The organism is Nocardioidaceae bacterium, from assembly GCA_018672315.1.
In the GTDB taxonomy this organism is placed as follows: domain Bacteria; phylum Actinomycetota; class Actinomycetes; order Propionibacteriales; family Nocardioidaceae; genus TYQ2.
The window spans coordinates 3,568,374-3,585,566 of record CP076053.1; the positions used below are offsets into that span (position 1 = coordinate 3,568,374).

Annotated in this window: 19 protein-coding genes; 2 read left to right on the forward strand and 17 right to left on the reverse strand. The window is 72.5% G+C overall.

The features are described from left to right. Positions 1 to 159: 159 nt before the first annotated feature. The 9 genes from KLP28_17090 to KLP28_17130 form a co-directional block, all read right to left on the reverse strand. Positions 160 to 432 (reverse strand): hypothetical protein, encoded by a 273-nt coding sequence (locus KLP28_17090; protein ID QWC85195.1) that lies wholly within the window; start codon positions 430 to 432, stop codon positions 160 to 162. 40 nt (positions 433 to 472) lie between these two features. Then, positions 473 to 2,980 carry a phenylalanine--tRNA ligase subunit beta gene (gene pheT, locus KLP28_17095; GenBank protein ID QWC85196.1) on the reverse strand — a complete coding sequence of 836 codons (2,508 nt, stop codon included), beginning with the start codon at positions 2,978 to 2,980 and terminating at the stop codon, positions 473 to 475. Next, positions 2,980 to 4,077, reverse strand: coding sequence for a phenylalanine--tRNA ligase subunit alpha (gene pheS / locus KLP28_17100; GenBank protein ID QWC85197.1), 1,098 nt, complete (start codon positions 4,075 to 4,077; stop codon positions 2,980 to 2,982). Before pheS ends, pheT begins: the two co-directional genes overlap by 1 nt. 120 nt (positions 4,078 to 4,197) lie before the next feature. Further along, positions 4,198 to 5,310 carry a PAS domain-containing sensor histidine kinase gene (locus KLP28_17105; GenBank protein QWC85198.1) on the reverse strand — a complete coding sequence of 371 codons (1,113 nt, stop codon included), beginning with the start codon at positions 5,308 to 5,310 and terminating at the stop codon, positions 4,198 to 4,200. Next, on the reverse strand, positions 5,307 to 6,137 hold the full coding sequence (locus KLP28_17110) for an RNA methyltransferase (protein ID QWC87072.1): 831 nt from the start codon (positions 6,135 to 6,137) through the stop codon (positions 5,307 to 5,309). The genes KLP28_17105 and KLP28_17110 overlap by 4 nt, the downstream gene beginning before the upstream one ends. Before the next feature lie 64 nt (positions 6,138 to 6,201). Continuing rightward, complete coding sequence (gene rplT, locus KLP28_17115) at positions 6,202 to 6,594, reverse strand: 50S ribosomal protein L20 (GenBank protein QWC85199.1); 393 nt, start codon at positions 6,592 to 6,594, stop codon at positions 6,202 to 6,204. A gap of 67 nt (positions 6,595 to 6,661) precedes the next feature. Further along, complete coding sequence (gene rpmI, locus KLP28_17120; GenBank protein ID QWC85200.1) at positions 6,662 to 6,856, reverse strand: 50S ribosomal protein L35; 195 nt, start codon at positions 6,854 to 6,856, stop codon at positions 6,662 to 6,664. A 94-nt stretch (positions 6,857 to 6,950) separates the two neighbouring features. Then, positions 6,951 to 7,703 (reverse strand): translation initiation factor IF-3, encoded by a 753-nt coding sequence (gene infC / locus KLP28_17125; GenBank protein QWC87073.1) that lies wholly within the window; start codon positions 7,701 to 7,703, stop codon positions 6,951 to 6,953. Positions 7,704 to 7,926: 223 nt separating this feature from the next. Further along, entirely contained in the window at positions 7,927 to 8,499 is a 573-nt protein-coding gene (locus tag KLP28_17130; GenBank protein QWC85201.1) for an SseB family protein, read from the reverse strand. Positions 8,500 to 8,641: 142 nt separating this feature from the next. Here KLP28_17130 and KLP28_17135 point away from each other — a divergent pair, with 142 nt between their 5' ends. Both KLP28_17135 and KLP28_17140 read left to right on the forward strand, forming a co-directional pair. After that, a complete protein-coding gene (locus tag KLP28_17135; protein QWC85202.1) occupies positions 8,642 to 10,315 on the forward strand; it encodes a S8 family serine peptidase in 1,674 nt (557 codons plus the stop codon). Positions 10,316 to 10,340: 25 nt separating this feature from the next. Continuing rightward, positions 10,341 to 10,916: a 4-amino-4-deoxy-L-arabinose transferase gene (locus KLP28_17140; GenBank protein ID QWC85203.1), complete on the forward strand. Its 576-nt coding sequence runs from the start codon at positions 10,341 to 10,343 to the stop codon at positions 10,914 to 10,916. Here the strand turns inward: KLP28_17140 and KLP28_17145 are convergent. From KLP28_17145 to ribD, 8 genes are all read right to left on the reverse strand, one after another. Then, the gene (locus tag KLP28_17145) at positions 10,913 to 11,896 is read right to left on the reverse strand and encodes a TIGR03557 family F420-dependent LLM class oxidoreductase (protein ID QWC85204.1); all 984 of its coding nucleotides are present in this window, start codon (positions 11,894 to 11,896) and stop codon (positions 10,913 to 10,915) included. The genes KLP28_17140 and KLP28_17145 overlap by 4 nt on opposite strands. A 106-nt stretch (positions 11,897 to 12,002) precedes the next feature. Beyond that, the gene (locus tag KLP28_17150) at positions 12,003 to 12,482 is read right to left on the reverse strand and encodes a PH domain-containing protein (GenBank protein QWC85205.1); all 480 of its coding nucleotides are present in this window, start codon (positions 12,480 to 12,482) and stop codon (positions 12,003 to 12,005) included. Then, the gene (locus KLP28_17155) at positions 12,466 to 13,320 is read right to left on the reverse strand and encodes an ATP phosphoribosyltransferase (protein ID QWC85206.1); all 855 of its coding nucleotides are present in this window, start codon (positions 13,318 to 13,320) and stop codon (positions 12,466 to 12,468) included. Before KLP28_17155 ends, KLP28_17150 begins: the two co-directional genes overlap by 17 nt. 28 nt (positions 13,321 to 13,348) lie before the next feature. Next, positions 13,349 to 13,612, reverse strand: a complete 264-nt coding sequence (locus KLP28_17160; GenBank protein ID QWC85207.1) for a phosphoribosyl-ATP diphosphatase — start codon at positions 13,610 to 13,612, stop codon at positions 13,349 to 13,351. A gap of 11 nt (positions 13,613 to 13,623) precedes the next feature. Then, positions 13,624 to 14,166: a 6,7-dimethyl-8-ribityllumazine synthase gene (ribH, locus tag KLP28_17165; GenBank protein QWC85208.1), complete on the reverse strand. Its 543-nt coding sequence runs from the start codon at positions 14,164 to 14,166 to the stop codon at positions 13,624 to 13,626. After that, a complete protein-coding gene (locus KLP28_17170; GenBank protein QWC85209.1) occupies positions 14,163 to 15,461 on the reverse strand; it encodes a bifunctional 3,4-dihydroxy-2-butanone-4-phosphate synthase/GTP cyclohydrolase II in 1,299 nt (432 codons plus the stop codon). Before KLP28_17170 ends, ribH begins: the two co-directional genes overlap by 4 nt. Further along, on the reverse strand, positions 15,458 to 16,093 hold the full coding sequence (locus KLP28_17175; protein ID QWC85210.1) for a riboflavin synthase: 636 nt from the start codon (positions 16,091 to 16,093) through the stop codon (positions 15,458 to 15,460). The genes KLP28_17170 and KLP28_17175 overlap by 4 nt, the downstream gene beginning before the upstream one ends. Further along, a complete protein-coding gene (gene ribD / locus KLP28_17180; GenBank protein QWC87074.1) occupies positions 16,093 to 17,145 on the reverse strand; it encodes a bifunctional diaminohydroxyphosphoribosylaminopyrimidine deaminase/5-amino-6-(5-phosphoribosylamino)uracil reductase RibD in 1,053 nt (350 codons plus the stop codon). The genes KLP28_17175 and ribD overlap by 1 nt, the downstream gene beginning before the upstream one ends. Positions 17,146 to 17,193: the final 48 nt, after the last annotated feature.

Here is a 17,193-nt window from a genome sequence, read left to right on the forward strand (position 1 = left end):
GTCAGACAGCACCGCGGTTGATCGGGGCCACCCCGTGACCCCGATCAACCGCCAGGACGGAACTCAGCGCTGCTCGGCGCCGACGGCCTCGACCGCGCTGGCGACGGCCGCGGGACGCAGCCGTCTCCCCTCCGCGGTGCTTCGCCACCTGACGCCGTCCTACGCCGTCAGCGCCCGCAGGACTCCGGCCAGCAGGACAAGGCCGCCGAACCCGTAGACAAGTCCGAGCTTCTTGCGCAGGTCCTCGTGAGGCTGCCGCGGGAGCAACAGCCCGACCAGGACGGACAGCACGGTCCAGGGAACGAGGACAAGAGCGGCGACCGGGATGATCGCCTCCACCCACAGCAACGTCGCGATGTTGCAGGCAAGCATGAAGAAGACGAACGCAGGCAGCGCGGGGTTCCGCAGCCGTTCTCTCAGTGCAGAACTCATGATCCACTCGCACGTTCGTGCTCAACGAAGTCGAAGCGGATCACCGCTGCTCGGCGCCGACTGCCCCGACCGCGCTGGCGACGGCCGCGTCACGCGCCGCTGCGGTCTCCTTGTCGGTGAGCGTCTTGTCGGGCGCCCGGAACCGCAGCGCGAACGCCAGCGACTTGTTCCCCTTGCCGACCTGCTCGCCGCGGTAGACGTCGAAGAGGCGTACGGACTCGCACAGCTCCCCCGCGCCGGCGACCAGCGCGTCGCGGACCTCAGAGGCGGGCACGGCCTCCTCGACGACGAGGGCGACGTCCTCCTTCGCGACCGGGAAGGTCGAGAAGCGCGGCCCACGGGCGCCCTCAGGGGCGGCGGCCAGCAGCGCCGACAGGTCGACCTCGAAGGCCACGGTGCGCGGCGGCACCTCGAGGGCACGGCAGGCCTGCGGGTGGAGCTCACCGGCATGCCCGATCGCCTCGCCGGCGATCGACACGACGGCGCACCGACCCGGGTGCCACGGCGCGAGCTCGCCGGCGCTCACCTCGACGACCACGCCGAGGGCGTCGGCGATGCGGCGTACGGACTCCACGGCGTCGGCCCAGGTCACCGACTCGCCAGTGCCCCACCAGCCGGAGCCCGTACGCCGGCCCGTCAGCACGCCGGCGGCGTGCAGCGGCTGCGCGGGCAGGGCGCCGTTGAGCTGCTGCCACTCGGCCTCGGTCGGCTGCTGGGCCGGGGCGAGCAGCGGCGCACCCTGCGGGGAGGCACCCGGCAGGAACACCGCCGCGGTCTCGAACAGCGCGACGTCGTCGATGCCACGGCCGACGTTGCGACGCAGTGCCGTCAGCAGGCCGGGCAGGAGGGTCGTGGTGAGGAACGGCTCGGCGTCGGAGAGCGGGTTGGCGAGACGCACCATCCGCCGCCGGTCGTCGTCGGGGACGACGCCCATGGCGTCGAACACCGGAGTGCCGACGAACGGGTAGCTCTTCACCTCGACCAGGCCGGCGCCGGCCAGCGTGGTGCCGACGCGACGACGCAGGCGCTGGCCCGCGGTGAGCCCGCGACCCGCAGGGGCGTCGGGCAGGACGGAGTCGATGCGGTCGTAGCCGACGACGCGCACGACCTCCTCGACGAGGTCGTACGGACCCACCAGGTCCGGGCGCCAGGTCGGCGGGGTGACCTGCAGCGGGTCGGCAGCAGGGTCATCGACGGAGCAGCCGTTGAGCTCCAGCGTCTCGACCACACGTGCGGCGTCGAGCTCGAGGCCCGAGATGCGGTTCGTCAGCCCGACGGGCATCGCGATCGCCGACGGCTCCGGCGCGGAGCCGACGACCGTGCGGCCCTCATCGATCGTGCCGCCGCCGTGCTCCGCGAGCAGCTGGGCGACCCGGTCGGCGGCGACCGGGGCCAGGCGCGGGTCGACACCGCGCTCGAAGCGCTTCGAGGCCTCCGAGGGCAGGCGCTGGGCGCGGGCCGTACGCCCGATGGTCGCCGCGTCGAAGCACGCGGACTCGATGACGACCTCGGTCGTGGAGCCGCTCAGCTCGGTGGTCTCGCCGCCCATGACGCCGGCCAGGCCGATCGGCCCGGAGTCGTCGGTGATGAGCAGCTCGCCCCCGGTCAGCTCGCGAACGGTCGAGTCGAGCGTCGTGACCTTCTCGCCGGGCTCGGCACGTCGTACGACGATGGGGCCCTGCAGCTGCGCACGGTCGTAGCCGTGGATCGGCTGGCCGAGCTCGAGCATCACGTAGTTGGTGACATCGACCGCGAGCGAGATCGAGCGCATGCCGGCGGCCTCGACGCGGCGGGCCAGCCAGGCCGGGGTCGGCGCGGAGGCGTCGAAGCCGGTGACCGTACGGGTGACGAAGACCGGGCAGGCGTCGGGGTCGGAGACGGTGACCGGGTAGTCGTCGCCGCTCGTGCCGGTCACGCGTGAGGGTGCGCCCGGGTCCTCGTACGCCAGGTCGAAGCCGATCGCGACGTCGCGGGCGACCCCGCGCATCGACAGCGCGTAGCCCCGGTCGGTGGCGACCTCGAGCTCGATGGTGACGTCGTCGAGACCCAGGAGCCGCAGGGCGTCGTCGCCGGGTTCGGCGCCCTCGGCGAGCTCACCGGTGAGCACGAGGATGCCGCCGCCGTCGCCGCCGAGACCCAGCTCGGTGGTCGAGCAGATCATGCCGTCGGAGACGTGCCCGTAGGTCTTGCGCGCCGCGATGTGGAAGTCGCCGGGCAGCGTCGTGCCGGGCAGGGCGGCGACGACCAGGTCGCCGGGACCGAAGTTGTGGGCGCCGCAGACGATGCCGCGGGAGGCGGGCACGTCACCGTCGGCAGGGTCGTTGTGCGACCCCACGTCGACGCGGCACCAGTTCACGGTCTTGCCGTTCTTGTGCGTCTCGGGCTCGGCGGAGAGCACGCGCCCCACCACGAGGTTGCCGGAGACACCGGAGCCGTGGATGACCTCGAGCTTGAGACCGAGCGAGGTGAGCACCTCGGCGACCTGCTCGGGCGTGGTGCCCTCGGGCAGTTCGACGAGCTCGCGCAGCCAGGAGAAGGGGACGCGCATCAGATCTCCGTTCCGAACGCGGTGGTGAAGCGGACGTCGCCCTCGACCATGTCGCGCATGTCGGGGATGTCCGCGACGAACATCAGCGTGCGCTCGACGCCCATGCCGAACGCGAAGCCCGAATGGGTGTCGGGGTCGACGCCCGCGGCACGCAGCACGTTGGGGTTGACCATGCCGCAGCCGCCCCACTCGATCCATCCCTCACCGCCGCAGGTGCGGCAGGTGGGGCGTACGTCCTCGTCGCCGCGGCACACGAAGCAGACCAGGTCGAACTCGGCGCTCGGCTCGGTGAAGGGGAAGAAGTGCGGCCGGAACCGCGTGGTGACGCCGTCGCCGAACATCATCTTCGCGAAGTGGTCGAGCGTGCCCTTGAGGTGCGCCATCGTCAGGCCCTCGTCGACGGCGATGCCCTCGATCTGGTGGAAGACGGGCGTGTGGGTGGCGTCGAGCTCGTCGGTGCGGAACACGCGGCCGGGGGCCACGACGTACACCGGGAGGTCGCGGTCGAGCAGCGAGCGCACCTGCACCGGCGAGGTCTGCGTACGCAGTACGACGTGATGGTCGGCGGGCTCGGTCCAGAAGGTGTCGCTCAGCGACCGGGCCGGGTGGTCGGGTCCGGTGTTCAGGGCGTCGAAGTTCAGCCACTCGGCCTCGAGCTCGGGCCCCTCGGCGACCTCCCAGCCCATCGCGACGAAGACCTCGGCCATGCGTTCCTGGATGGTCGTCAGGGGGTGCCGCGCACCGACCGGGAGCCGGTCGTACGGAAGCGTCACGTCGACGGTCTCCTCGGCGAGCATGCGCTGCTCGGCCTCGGCCTCCAGCTCGGTCGTGCGCGCCGCCAGGGCCTGGTTGACCGCGCCACGCGCCGTGCCGACCCGCTGACCGGCGTCCTTGCGGGCCGCCGGAGGGAGCGCACCGATCTCACGGTTGGCCAGAGCCAGCGGGGAGCGGTCACCGGTGTGCTCACGGCGTACGTCGGCGAGCGTCGCGAGATCCGTCGCGGCGGCCACCGCGGCCAGCGCCGCCTGGCGCATCGCCTCGACCTCCTCAGCCTTCAGCGGGGTGACCTCGACAGGGTCGTAGTCGGCGCTGGGCATGCGGTCCTCTCGTCGGTGCTGCAGTGCGGCGGTGCGGTCCCGCTCGGCGTCCTGGGCCGCGGGGTCCGAGCGGCGAGTCTAGGAGCGCGGCACCGACGCCTGCGACCCAGTATCCGCGCCTCAGGTGCGGCGGCGGTCCAGGTGCGGCAGACGCAGCTCGATGCTGGCCCCGCCGCCGGGGGCGTCGTCGATGGTGACGGTGCCCCCGTGGGCGGTGACGAGCCCGTGCACGATGTAGAGACCCAGTCCGGAGCCGCCGCGGGACCCGGTCGACCAGAACTTGGTGAAGACCTGCTTGCGTACGCCCGGCGCGATGCCCTCGCCCTCGTCGGTGACCGTGACGCGAACGCCGGGCCAGCTGCCGTCCGTCTCCTCCGCCTCACCCGGAAGGGGCGCGAGGTCGACCAGCACCCGCCCCTCGCCGTGCGCCACACCGTTCTCCACGAGGTTGGTGAGCACCTGCACCAGCTTGTCGGGGTCGAAGGACACGGTCGGCAGGTCGGCCATCGTGCGCACCTCCAGCGGTCGGGTGGTGGCGTGCTGCACCGAGGCGATCACCCGCTCCGCGACGACCGCGACATCGACGGGGCGCGGGTAGAGCGAGAGCCGACCGGTGTCGATGCGAGCCACGTCGAGGAGCTCGGTGATGAGGCGGCTGAGTCGCTCGGAGTCGGCGTGCACGGTGCGCAGCATGAGCAGCTTCTGCTGGTCGTTGAGCCGCTCCCACTTGTTGAGCAGCGTGCCGACGAAGCCCTTGACCCCGGTGAGGGGTGAACGCAGCTCGTGGGCGATCGAGGCGACGAGGTCCGAGCGCTCGCGCTCGGCACGCGCCCGCTGCCGGGCACCGCGCAGCACGACGACGAGGCGTACGACCGGGCCGCCGCGCTCGGTGCGGTGCAGCGCCGCCGAGGCGAGCACCTCCGTGCCGTCCACGTCGACCAGGATGCGCTCGGAGAGCTCGGAGCGGGTGCGGAGTCCGGTGTACGGGCGCATGCACTGCAGCCAGTCGTTGCCGTGCTCGTCCTGGAGTCTCAGGCTCTGCACGATGTCGGTGCCCATCAGGTCGCCCGCGTCGCGCACGAGCAGCCGGCACGCGCGCTCGTTGACCTTGATGATGCGGCCGTTCTCGTCGGCGACGATCACGCCTTCGGGCAGCAGCTCGAGGGTCTCCTCGACGTGCTCGACGCAGGGCGCCTCGTCGGTCTCCGCGTCGGTCTCCGCGTCGCTGCTCACCGCTGCACCGTACGTCTGCGCAGGGCGCGGGCGGAGGCGTACAGGCAGACCGCCGCGGCGGTGGCGAGGTTGAGGCTCTCGGCGCGGCCATGGATCGGGATCGCGACCCGCGCATCGGCCGCCGCGGCCAGCTCCTCGGGCAGCCCCCAGGCCTCGTTGCCCATCAGCCAGGCCGTCGGTCGCGCGAGGACCCCGTCGTCGGCGGCGTCGTCGAGGTCCACCTCTCCCCCGCCGTCGGCGGCGAGCACCTGCAGACCTGCCTGCTGGAGGGCGGCCACCGCCTCGAGCGTCTCGCCCGCGGCGCGCAGCACCGGCAGGTGGAACAGCGACCCGACGGTGGCACGCACCGTCTTGGCGTTGTGGGGGTCGACCGACGAGCCGGCGAGCACGACGGCGTCGGCGCCCGCCGCGTCCGCGCAGCGGATGACGGTGCCGGCGTTGCCCGGGTCGCGCACGTCGGCGCAGACGACGACCAGTCGGGCGTCGCGGAGCCTGTCCGACAGGTCTCCGGCCGCCACGACCGGGGAGACCTCCGCGCAGACGGCCACGACACCCTGCGGGGTCACCGTGTCGGCCAGTGCCTCGATCACCGAGGCCTCGCAGCGGCGTACGACCACGCCGGCGGTCGCGCAGGCCCGGAGGACGTCGGCCGTGGTGGGGTCGTCGTACGCCGCGTCGGCGGCGAAGACCTCCCGCACGCAGCCGGGCACCCCCAGCGCCTCGGCGAGACTCTTGGCGCCCTCGGCGAGGAACAGCCCGCGCTCGGCGCGTACGGCACGTCGCTGGAGCTTGCGTGCTTCCTTCACACGACCGCTCCGGGGCGTCAGCGCCGGACCGTGTCGGTCGTCGCTGTCGCCGCCGGAGCGGACGGGGGTGGTGGTCACCGAAGGATCAGGCAGAGGCCTCGGCGCGAGGCGCGTTGACGTCCTCGGGCAGGGCGGCCTTGGCGGTCGCGACGAGCGCGGAGAACGCGGTCGGCTCGTTGACGGCCAGGTCGGCGAGGATCTTGCGGTCGACCTCGACACCCGCGGCCTTGAGGCCCTGGATGAAGCGGTTGTAGGTCAGGCCCTCGGCGCGTGCCGCGGCGTTGATGCGCTGGATCCACAGCTTGCGGAAGTCGCCCTTCTTCTTGCGACGGTCGTTGTAGCTGTAGACGTGCGAGTGGATGACCTGCTCTTTGGCCTTGCGGTAGAGGCGCGAGCGCTGGCCGCGGTAGCCGCTGGCGCGCTCGAGGGTCGTCCGGCGCTTCTTCTGGGCGTTGACCGCCCGCTTCACGCGTGCCACGTGTGTCTCCTAGAGATCGGGTGCTGCTGGGATGAGGTCAGGGGGAGCCTGCGCGGTGGCGCAGGGCTCAGAGGCCGAGCATCTTCTTGGCGCGGGGCACGTCGGCGTCGGCGACCTCGGTCGTGCCCGACATGCGGCGCGTCATCTTCGACGGCTTCTTCTCCAGGTTGTGGCGCAGGCCGGTCTTCTGGCGGCGGATCTTGCCGCTGCCGGTCACCCGGAAGCGCTTCTTGGCACCGGAGTGCGTCTTGTTCTTCGGCATCTCGTCGATTCCTCACTTCATCTGCTGGACCGGGGTGTGGGGTCGCACCCCGGCGTACGTGTGCTGCCCCGAGCTCCTCGTGCGGGCGCTCGGCTCAGGACTGGGTGGCCGGCTCGTCGAGCTCCGCGTCGAGGTTCTCGGAGGTCTTGCGCGCCTTGGGCTCCGCGGCCGGCGGGTTCGCCGTACGCTCCGCGCGCTCGGCGTCGGCCTCGGCCTCGCGCTCGGCGGCCTTGGCCTGCTTGGCCGCCTTGACCTCGGCCTTGGCCTCGGCCTTCTTCTTGTGCGGCCCGATGACCATGGTCATGTTGCGGCCGTCCTGCTTGGGGTTGGACTCCACGAAGCCCAGGTCCGTGACGTCCTCGGCCAGGCGCTGCAGCAACCGGTAGCCGAGCTCGGGGCGGTGCTGCTCACGACCGCGGAACATGATCGTGATCTTCACCTTGTCGCCCTGCTTGAGGAAGCGGACGACGTGGCCCTTCTTGGTCTCGTAGTCGTGCACGTCGATCTTCGGCCGGAGCTTCATCTCCTTGATGACCGTGTTCGACTGGTTGCGGCGTGCCTCACGGGCCTTCTGGGCGTTCTCGTACTTGAACTTCCCGTAGTCCATGAGCTTGCAGACCGGGGGCTTGCCCATGGGGGCGATCTCGACGAGGTCGAGGTCGGCCTCCTGGGCCAGACGCAGGGCGTCGCCGGTCGGGACGATCCCGACGGTCTCGCCGTTGGGGCCCACGAGGCGTACCTCGGGTACCCGGATCCGGTCGTTGATGCGCAGCTCGGTGCTGATGGGTCCTCCTGAGTGTGGGTGACGGTCGTGCGTGCGGTGTCTGCCGGGCCAGAAACGAGAAATGGCCCCCGCTGCCACAGCGGAGGCCAGTCACCGCGCGCCGCGGACGGCACGCCACCAGGACCATCACGGAGGATGGTCCTCGGACCGGACCCGACGACCGCGAGGTCGGTGCGGGTGGGAGACGAGAGTCCCCGCTTGTGGGACACCGGGCACAACGCCGAACTGGTCGACGACATTCCTGGTGTCGGTCAGTGGCCGAGTCTAGCGGCTCGCGGCGTACGCGTCACATCGAGTCCTCGGCAGCCGCGGGAGCGGTCCACGCGTACGCCCCGTCCTCGAGGCGCACCAGACGCTGACCGGCGGCCCAGCGTTCGAGGTCGCCCCGCTCGACGGGGAGCAGGACCGGTCCGGCGACGTCGAGCACGAGGGCCTGCGCCCCCTCGTCGAGCGCGGACCGGGCCGCGAGCGGCGCGGCGACCGGGACGGGCCTGGCGTCCGGCTGCCAGGCGTGCATGGAGGCCATCGACGTGAAGCCGAGCAGCGCCCGACGGCCGTCCCGTCCGGTCATGAGCACCACGGCCATGTCGGCGGACTTGTCGCGGGCCAGGCCGTCCTCGCCCACCTCGACCTCGCCGAGCATGGCAACGACGGGCACGAGGAGGCGCGAGTCCTGCACGGCCAGGAGTGCGCCCGCGTACGCGTCCTGTCCCCCCGGGGCCGCGTCGTACGCCGCGAGTGCCGCCGTGACCGCGGGGTCCGCCGACCCGTCGTCGTCGGGGAAGCCGACGTCGAGCAGCTGGCGGCCGTCGGGGCCGGGGATGCTCCGTCGGCCGGAGCCTGGTCGCGACGCAGTCATCCGTGCACGGTACCGGCGGCGGTGCCGCGAGCCCGAGGGCCGGGTCAGCGGCCGACCGGTTTCCGCAGATTCGGGACGAAGGTCTGGTCAATTCAGGACGTATGGCCCTAGGTTGCACGACACAACCACAACAGGAGGATCCATGCCGTCCATCCGTCACACGCGTGCCACCGCCGGTCTGGCCGCGCTGGCCACCGCCGCCTTCGGCGCGGTGGCTCTCTCCCCCAGCGCCACCGCTGCGGGACCTGCCGTCGAGCCCGGCGCCGCGCCGGGACAGGCCGATCGCTTCATCGTGAGCTTCGAGCGTGGCCGCGCCGCCGAGGCGCGCAGCGCCATCCGCGAGGCGAAGGGCCGCGTCGTCCTCGACATCCCCGGCCGTGCCGCGGTCGCAGCGGTCGTACCGGAGGGCAACGTCGCCGACCTCCGTCGACAGGGGGCCGTCGGCTACGTCGAGGTCGACGCACTGCGTACGCCGGTCTCGCTCATGCCGAGCGCCGCCAAGCCCGACGGCAGCGGCAACGGCAAGGGCGGCAAGCCCGCACCCTCCGAACCCACCGACCCGGGCACCGCGACCCCGCCGTCCGCCCAGGACGTCGTCGGCGCCGACGGCGAGACGCTGCCCTACGGCATCCAGACCACCCAGGCGGGCGAGGTCTCGGCGCCCGCGGTCAAGAAGGTCTGCATCATCGACTCCGGCTACTACGCCGGTCACGAGGACCTGCGCGACCCCGGCGACGGCGTGACCGGCTCCAACGACCCCGGCGGCACCGGCCCGTGGAACTCAGCCTTCTCCGACCACGGCACCCACGTCGCGGGCACCATCGCCGGCACCGACAACGCCGTCGGTGTGGTCGGCGCCTTCCCCAACGCCGCGCTGCACATCGTGCGGGTCTTCGGCGACGACGGCACCTACGCCTACTCCTCGACCCTCGTGGCAGCCCTCGACGACTGCGTCGCCAACGGCGCGGACGTCGTCTCGATGAGCCTCGGCGGCAGCCAGAAGTCGCGCCTGGAGGACCAGGCATTCTCCCGCGCCTACAGCAACGGCGTGCTGTCGATCGCCGCCGCGGGCAATGACGGCAACACGCGGACGTCCTACCCCGCCGGTTACGGCTCGGTCGTCTCGGTCGCCGCCGTGGACGAGAACTCGGCCCACGCCGACTTCAGCCAGGTCAACAGCGACGTGGAGATCGCCGCGCCCGGTGTCGGCGTCCTCTCCACCGTGCCGTCGTCCTCGGTCAGCACCCTGACCCTCGCCGACGGCAGCACACTGGCCGGCGGGGCGATGGAGGGCTCGGCCAACGGATCCGCCACCGGCACCCTGGTCGACGGAGGCCTCTGCGACACCAGCAGCCCGGCGTGGGCCGGCAAGGTGGTGCTCTGTCAGCGCGGCACCATCACTTTCGAGGAGAAGGTCGACAACGTGATCGCCGGTGGCGGCACCGGGGCCGCGATCTACAACAACGTCGCCGGAGGGTTCTCCTCCACGCTCGGCGCCGAGAAGTCGATCCCGGCGATCAGCCTCTCCGACACCCAGGGGGTGACCGCGCAGGGGGCGCTGGGCAGCACCGTGACGGTCGCGAACCAGACCACGCGACCCGCGAACGGCTACGAGAAGTACGACGGCACCTCGATGGCCACTCCGCACGTGTCCGCCATCGCGGCGGAGATCTGGTCGACCGTGCCGACGGCTTCGGCCGCCCAGGTGCGCGACGCCATCAACTCGACCGCCTTCGACCTCGGTGCGGAAGGGCGCGACTCCGCGACCGGTTTCGGTCTGATCCAGGCAGCCGACGCCCTGGCGGCGCTGCGCTGACCTGCCGCGGTGGCAGGCTGGTGAGGTGACCACCGACCGCCACCGCGCAGCGGGCGAGATCGCCGCGCTCCTCGCGAGCCGCCCGCCCCTGCTGGGGGGTGGGCGGCTCGTGTGCGTCGACGGGAGGTCGGGGTCCGGCAAGACCACGCTGGCGACAGCCGTCGTCGCTCACCTGCGCGAGGCCGGCGCCGCGGTGCAGACGCTCGAGCTGGAGTCCGCGTACGCCGGGTGGGACGGGCTGCGCGGCACGCCCGAGGCCGTCGCGCACTCGCTCCTCGGGCCGCTCGCCGCCGACCGGCCCGGCACCGTACGCACCTGGGACTGGCACGCCATGACGTGGGCGCCGGACCGTGCCGTCGATCCGCTGGGTCGCGGCGAGGTGCTCGTCGTCGAAGGTGTCGGCGCGGGATGCGGGCCGCTGGCCGCGTACGCCTCGGTGGTCGTCTGGTGCGAGGCGCCGTCGGCTGTGCGCCGACGGCGTGCCCTGGCCCGTGACGGCCGGCCCGACGACTGGTGGGAGCCGTGGGCGGCGCGCGAGGACCGGCTCTTCGACGCTGATCCGGTGCGGGAGCGCGCCGATCTCGTGGTCGGTGTCGACTAGAGCGACCGCAGACGCTCGAGCAGCGCCGGAGCGACGTCGTCGAGGAACTCGTGCTGCCTCTCGTCCCCGATCTGCACGAGGGCGACGTCGGTGTAGCCCGCGTCGAGGAACGGGCGCACGCTCTCGGCGAGCTCGTCGAGGTCGGGGCCGCAGGCGATGTTGTCCGCGACGTCCGACGGCGTGACGAACTGCGTCGCCGCCGCGAAGCCGGCGGTGGTCGGGAGGTCGGCGTTGACGTGCCACCCGCCGGCGAACCAGCGGAACTGCTCGTGCGCGGTCTCGACGGCCGCGTCCTTGTCGGGTCCCCAGCAGATCGGGATCTGGCCCACGGCACGGGCGCCGCCGTCACCGATGGTGCGTACGCCCTCGGTGCCGTTCCACGTCGCGACCATGTCGGCGTCGGGCTCGGTGGAGATGAGGTGGTCGGCCATGGGCCCGAAGCGCTTGATGCCCTTCTCACCGGAGATCGCGAGCCCGATCTCGACGGGCTCGTCGGGGAGGTCCCACACGCGCGCGGAGTCCACCTGGAAGAACTCGCCGCGGTAGTCCACGAGCTCGCCGGTGTGCAGCGCGCGGATGATCTCGACGGCCTCGGCCAGCATCTCCTGCCGGTCCTTGACCGCCGGCCAGCCCTCGCCCACGACGTGCTCGTTGAGGTTCTCCCCCGAGCCGAGGCCGAGGATGAACCGGCCGTCGCTCATCACGCCCATCGTCGCGGCCTTCTGGGCGACCACCGCGGGGTGGTAGCGCACCGTCGGGCAGGTCACGTACGTCATGAGCTCCAGACGCTCCGTGGCGTACGCGACCGCGCCGAGCATCGTCCAGGCGTAGGAGGCGTGCCCCTGCGCGGAGAGCCAGGGGAAGTAGTGGTCGCTGGACACCGCGAAGTCGAAGCCCAGGCGTTCGGCCTTGACCGCGTAGTCGACGAGGTGCTTGGGATTGGACTGCTCGGTCATCAGGGTGTAGCCGAAGCGGGTCATCGGGTCCTCATTCCGATCGGGGCCTACCCCGCGCGTCCGGGGCCGTGCCCGTCAGCGGTACCCGCCCGCACGAGTCGGAGAACGTGCGACCGGAGCCTGTCCGGTCTCAGTCCTCGGCCGTGCGCCGACGCTCCTGGTTCATGCGGGCCAGGTGGCGTACGGCCTCCTTGGCGTACGCGCCGTCGCTGCCCTGGATGCCCAGCATGTTCAGCGACCGGTCGTCGAGGGTCTCGACGCGCGCGAACGGCGCGCCGCGGGGCAGGCCCAGGCGGGCGACCTCGGCCCACGGGAGGTCGTGGGTGCGGAAGCCGTTGACCACGACGAGGCCGCGCTCGGTGGCGTCGACGCGGCAGCGGAGCACGGCGTACCCCGCGACGGCGAAGAGCAGCGCCAGGAACAGCAGCAGCACCAGGTCGGCGCCGACGAAGCGGTCCCGCGCGGTCTGGGGCAGCAGCAGCCAGGTCACGACCGGGCTCAGGGCCAGGACGGCGAAGACGACGGCACCGACGACGCGTACGCCCCGGGGCCGGTAGCGCACCAGGGGCTCGGACGCCCCGGGGCCGGGCGACTCAGAGGCGGCAGGCATGGATGTCCGTCAGCAGGATGCCGCGCGCACCCAGGTCGTAGAGCTTGTCCATCAGACCCTGCGCGCCGTCGCGGGGCACCATCGCGCGGACGGCGACCCAGCCGTCCTTATGCAGCGGGCTGACCGTCGGCGACTCGATGCCGGGCGTGAGCGCCACCGCGCTCTCGACGGCGGTCTGCGGGATGTCGTAGTCCATCATCACGTACGACCGCGCCACCAGCACGCCCTCGAGCCGGCGTCGGAAGACGTCGAAACCCTCCGGCAGCGGTGCCCCGGCGCGGGAGATGACCACGGCCTCGGACTCCAGGATGGTCTCCCCCACGACCTCCAGGCCCGCCTGCCGCAGCGTCGAACCGGTCTCGACGACGTCGGCGATCACGTCGGCGACGCCGAGCTGGATCGAGGTCTCGACGGCGCCGTCGAGGCGTACGACGCTCGCCTCGATGCCGCGCTCGGCGAGCCACGCCCTGACCACGCCGGTGTAGGAGGTGGCGATGCGCTTGCCCTGCAGATGTGTCAGGTCACCGGGCGTGCCGAGGGTGCCCGGCCGCGTGGCGAACCGGAACCGCGAGCGGCCGAACCCGAGCTGCATCAGCTCGTCGGCCTTGGCTCCCGAGTCGGCCAGCAGGTCGCGGCCGGTGATGCCGAGGTCGAGGGTGCCCTCACCGACGTACAGCGCGATGTCGCGGGGGCGCAGGTAGAAGAACTCGACGCCGGCGTCGGGGTCGACCAGCACGAGCTCCTTGGAGTCGCTGCGCTGGCGGTAGCCCGCCTCGGTGAGCATCTGGGACGCCACCTGGGACAGCGACCCCTTGTTGGGGAGTGCGATGCGGAGCATCGGCGGTTCTCCTGTCAGGTCGGTCAGGTCAGAGGTGGGCGTAGACGTCGTCGAGGTCCAGGCCGAGGGCCAGCATCATCACCTGCGCGTGGTAGATCAGCTGGCTGATCTCCGCGGCGGCGGCCTCGCGGGACTCGTGCTCGGCGGCCATCCAGGACTCGGCGGCCTCCTCGACCAGCTTCTTGCCGATGGCGTGCACACCGGCGTCGAGCTGCGCCACGGTGCCGGAGCCCTCAGGGCGTTCGGCTGCCTTGCGGGAGAGCTCGGCCCAGAGCTCCTCGAACGTCTTCACGTGGCCTGAGCCTACGGCGTCGCGGTCGGTGTCGGTGCAGCGGACGGCTGACCGGTGGCGCTGCCCGTACGCCCGGCGTCGGCGCGGAGACCACGGATCGCGGCGGCGGTGACGAGGGCGGCGGAGGTGGCCTCGTAGCCCTTGTCCTCCTTCGACCCCTCCAGCCCGGCGCGGTCGAGCGCCTGCGACTCGTCGTCGCAGGTGAGCAGACCGAACCCGATCGGGACCCCGTGGTCGAGCGCGACCCGGTTGAGGCCGGAGGTGGCGGCGTCGCAGACGTACTCGAAGTGCGGCGTGCCGCCGCGGATCACGACACCCAGCGCGACGACCGCGTCGCAGCCGGCCGCGGCCAGCTCGGCGGCGACCACGGGCAGCTCGAAGGACCCGGGGACGCGTACGAGCACCTGGTCGGTGACCTGGTGGTCGGCGAGGGCGCGGTCCACGCCGTCGAGCAGCCCGTCCATGACCTCGGTGTGCCACGACGCGGCGACGACGCCGACGCGGTAGCCCGAGGCGTCGAAGGGGTCGGTGGAGGCGGCTCCTGCTCCGCTCATGCGCGGTCTCCTGTCAGTTCCGGGTCGAGGTCCGGGTCGAGGTCTGCGTCGAGGTCGGCGGGCAGGTCGTGGCCCATCCGGTCGCGCTTGGTGCGCAGGTAGTCGACGTTGTGGTCGTTGGGGTGCGGGGTGAGCGCGACCTGCTCGACGACGGGCACGCCGTACGCCGTGAGGCTGCGTGACTTGTCGGGGTTGTTGGTCAGCAGCCGCACCGACCCGACGCCGAGGTCCCGCAGGATCTGCGAGGCGGCGGCGTAGTGGCGCGCGTCGGCCGGGAGACCGAGGTCGAGGTTGGCGTCGACGGTGTCGCGTCCGCCGTCCTGCAGCTGGTAGGCCTGCAGCTTGGCGACCAGGCCGATGCCGCGCCCCTCGTGTCCGCGGAGGTAGACGATCACGCCCGACCCTGCGGCCGCGACGCGCTCCATGGCCTCGTGGAGCTGGGGGCCGCAGTCGCAGCGGTGGGAGCCGAACACGTCGCCGGTGAGGCACTCGGAGTGCACCCGGGTGAGCACGGGCTCCTCGCCCTTGAGGGCGTCGGGGTCGCCGTAGACCAGGGCGACCTGCTCGGACCCGTCGACCTCGATGCGGTAGCCGTACGCGCGGAACTCGCCGTACCTGGTCGGCAGCTTCGTCTCCGCCACGCGTCGGGCGAGCTGCTCGGTGCGGCGGCGGTACTCGATCATCTGCTCGATCGAGATCATCGTCAGACCGTGCTCGTCAGCGAAGGCGCGCAGCTCGGGGGCGCGCTTCATGGTGCCGTCGTCGTTGACGACCTCGACGAGCACGCCGACCGGTGTCAGGCCCGCCATCGTGCAGAGGTCGACCGCGGCCTCGGTGTGGCCCTGGCGGCGCAGCACGCCGCCCTCGTGGTACCTGAGCGGGAAGACGTGGCCGGGGCGGGTGATCTCCCACGGCTCGGTCGCGGAGTCGGCGAGCGTCCGCACCGTGCGGGCCCGGTCGGCGGCGGAGATGCCGGTCGAGACGCCGTCGCGGGCGTCGACCGAGATCGTGTACGCCGTGCGCATGGGGTCGCGGTTGTGCGGGGTCATCAGCGGGATCTCCAGCCGGTCGAGCATCTCGGCGGGCATCGGGGCGCAGATGACGCCGGAGGAGTAGCGGATCGTGAACGCCATCAGGTCCGGCGTCGCCTTCGCAGCGGCGAAGATGATGTCGCCCTCGTTCTCGCGGTTCTCGTCGTCGACGACCACGACGGCCTTGCCGGCGGCGATGTCGGCGACGGCCTGCTCGACGGAGTCGAGGCGTACGCCGGCGTGCGGCTCCGTGGGTGCGGTCACTGCTGCTCCTGCTGCTCGGTGGTGCTGGAGGTGCCGGCCGCGAGGTGCGGGCCGACCATCTTCTCGACGTACTTCGCGACCACGTCGACCTCGAGGTTCACGCGGGCGCCGACGTCGCGGCGACCCAGCGTCGTGCGCTTGAGGGTCTCGGGGATGAGGGAGACGGTGACGCGTCCGGGCATCAGGTCGGCGACGGTCAGGGAGACCCCGTCGATCGTGATGGAGCCCTGGGCGACGAGGTAGCGGTCGAGGTGCGCGGGCACCTCGACGGTCACGCGCTCCCAGTTGTCGCCCGGCTGGCGGTCGACGACGGTGCCGACGGCGTCGACGTGACCCTGCACGAGGTGTCCGCCGAGCCGGGCGCCGACCTGCATGGCGCGCTCGAGGTTGACGGGGTCGCCGATCCGCAGGTCTCCGAGGCCGGTGAGGTCGAGGGTCTGCGCCATGACGTCGGCGGTGAACGTCTCGTGGTCGCGCTCGGAGACGGTGAGGCAGCAGCCGTTGACGGCGATGGAGTCGCCGTCGTGGGCGTCGGCGAGCACGTGCCCGGCGCGGATGCGCAGGCGTGCCGAGTCGTCGTTGCGCACGAGGTCGTCGACGGTGCCGAGCTCCTCGACGAGTCCGGTGAACATCAGGCGTCTCCCCTGGTCGTGCTGCTCTCGGTGTGGTGCGGAGTGATGGTGAGGCGTACGTCGGTCTGACCGGTGCCCTCGTCGTGCAACGTCGTGACGTCGGTGACGCTTCCCCGCAGCGCGTCGGTGATGGTGGTGATGCCGAGGTCGGCGACGGCGGTGGGGCCGGCACCGAGGAGGACGGGGGCGACGTACGCGACGACCTCGTCGGTCAGGCCGGCGCGCAGGAAGGCGGCGGCGAGCGCTGGTCCGCCCTCGAGGAAGACCTCGCGGCGGCCCGCGTCGTGGAGCTGCTGCAGGGCGGCGGCGGGGTCGCGGGTCGGCAGGAAGAGGGTCTCGGCGACGTCGTCCCGGACGCGTGCACCGGGCGGGACGTCGGCGGCACGCTCCCCCATGACCGCGCGCAGCGGCTGGTGCCCGGCCGGCTTGCCGTCGGCGTCGCGGACGGTGAGGGCCGGGTCGTCGGCGAGGACCGTGCCGGTGCCGGCGAGCACGACGTCGCTCGCCCCGCGGAGGCGGTGCACGTCGGCGCGGGCTGACGGGCTGGTGATCCACTGGCTGGTGCCGTCGGCGGCGGCGGAGCGGCCGTCGAGGGTGACGGCGTACTTCCAGGTGACGTACGGGCGACCGTGGGTGAGGGCGTGGGTCCAGCCGCGGTTGAGGCGGGCGGACTCGACGGCCATCAGTCCGGCCTCGACGTCGACGCCGGCAGCGCGGAGCGCCGCTCCCCCGCCCCGTGCGACGGGGTTGGGGTCGGCGACGGCGTGCACGACGCGGCGTACGCCGGCCTCCAGAAGCGCGGCCGAGCAGGGGCCGGTGCGGCCCGTGTGGTGGCAGGGCTCGAGGGTGACGACCGCGGTCGCGCCGGTGGCGTCGCCGCCTGCCTCGCGGAGCGTGGTCAACGCGTCGACCTCGGCGTGGGGCGTGCCGGCGCCGCGGTGGAAGCCCTCGGCGAGCTGGGTGCCGTCGGGCGCGAGGATCACGCAGCCGACGCGGGGGTTGGGACCGAAGGGGACGCCTGGGGTCGCGGCCAGCTCGAGCGCGCGCTGCATGGCGGCGCGCTCGGCCTGCGTGCGCCGCGTGGCGCCGCTCGGGTCCGC

Excerpts from the sequence above, each read along its gene's own strand:
- KLP28_17175 (QWC85210.1), bottom strand. The coding sequence starts at position 16,093 with ATGTTCACCGGACTCGTCGAGGAGCTCGGCACCGTCGACGACCTCGTG.
- ribH (QWC85208.1), bottom strand. The coding sequence starts at position 14,166 with ATGAGCGGAGCAGGAGCCGCCTCCACCGACCCCTTCGACGCCTCGGGC.
- KLP28_17145 (QWC85204.1), bottom strand. The coding sequence starts at position 11,896 with ATGACCCGCTTCGGCTACACCCTGATGACCGAGCAGTCCAATCCCAAG.
- pheT (QWC85196.1), bottom strand. The coding sequence starts at position 2,980 with ATGCGCGTCCCCTTCTCCTGGCTGCGCGAGCTCGTCGAACTGCCCGAG.
- KLP28_17150 (QWC85205.1), bottom strand. The coding sequence starts at position 12,482 with ATGCCTGCCGCCTCTGAGTCGCCCGGCCCCGGGGCGTCCGAGCCCCTG.
- pheS (QWC85197.1), bottom strand. The coding sequence starts at position 4,077 with ATGCCCAGCGCCGACTACGACCCTGTCGAGGTCACCCCGCTGAAGGCT.
- KLP28_17130 (QWC85201.1), bottom strand. The coding sequence starts at position 8,499 with ATGACTGCGTCGCGACCAGGCTCCGGCCGACGGAGCATCCCCGGCCCC.
- rpmI (QWC85200.1), bottom strand. The coding sequence starts at position 6,856 with ATGCCGAAGAACAAGACGCACTCCGGTGCCAAGAAGCGCTTCCGGGTG.
- KLP28_17155 (QWC85206.1), bottom strand. The coding sequence starts at position 13,320 with ATGCTCCGCATCGCACTCCCCAACAAGGGGTCGCTGTCCCAGGTGGCG.
- ribD (QWC87074.1), bottom strand. The coding sequence starts at position 17,145 with ATGCAGCGCGCGCTCGAGCTGGCCGCGACCCCAGGCGTCCCCTTCGGT.
- KLP28_17090 (QWC85195.1), bottom strand. The coding sequence starts at position 432 with ATGAGTTCTGCACTGAGAGAACGGCTGCGGAACCCCGCGCTGCCTGCG.
- KLP28_17135 (QWC85202.1), top strand. The coding sequence starts at position 8,642 with ATGCCGTCCATCCGTCACACGCGTGCCACCGCCGGTCTGGCCGCGCTG.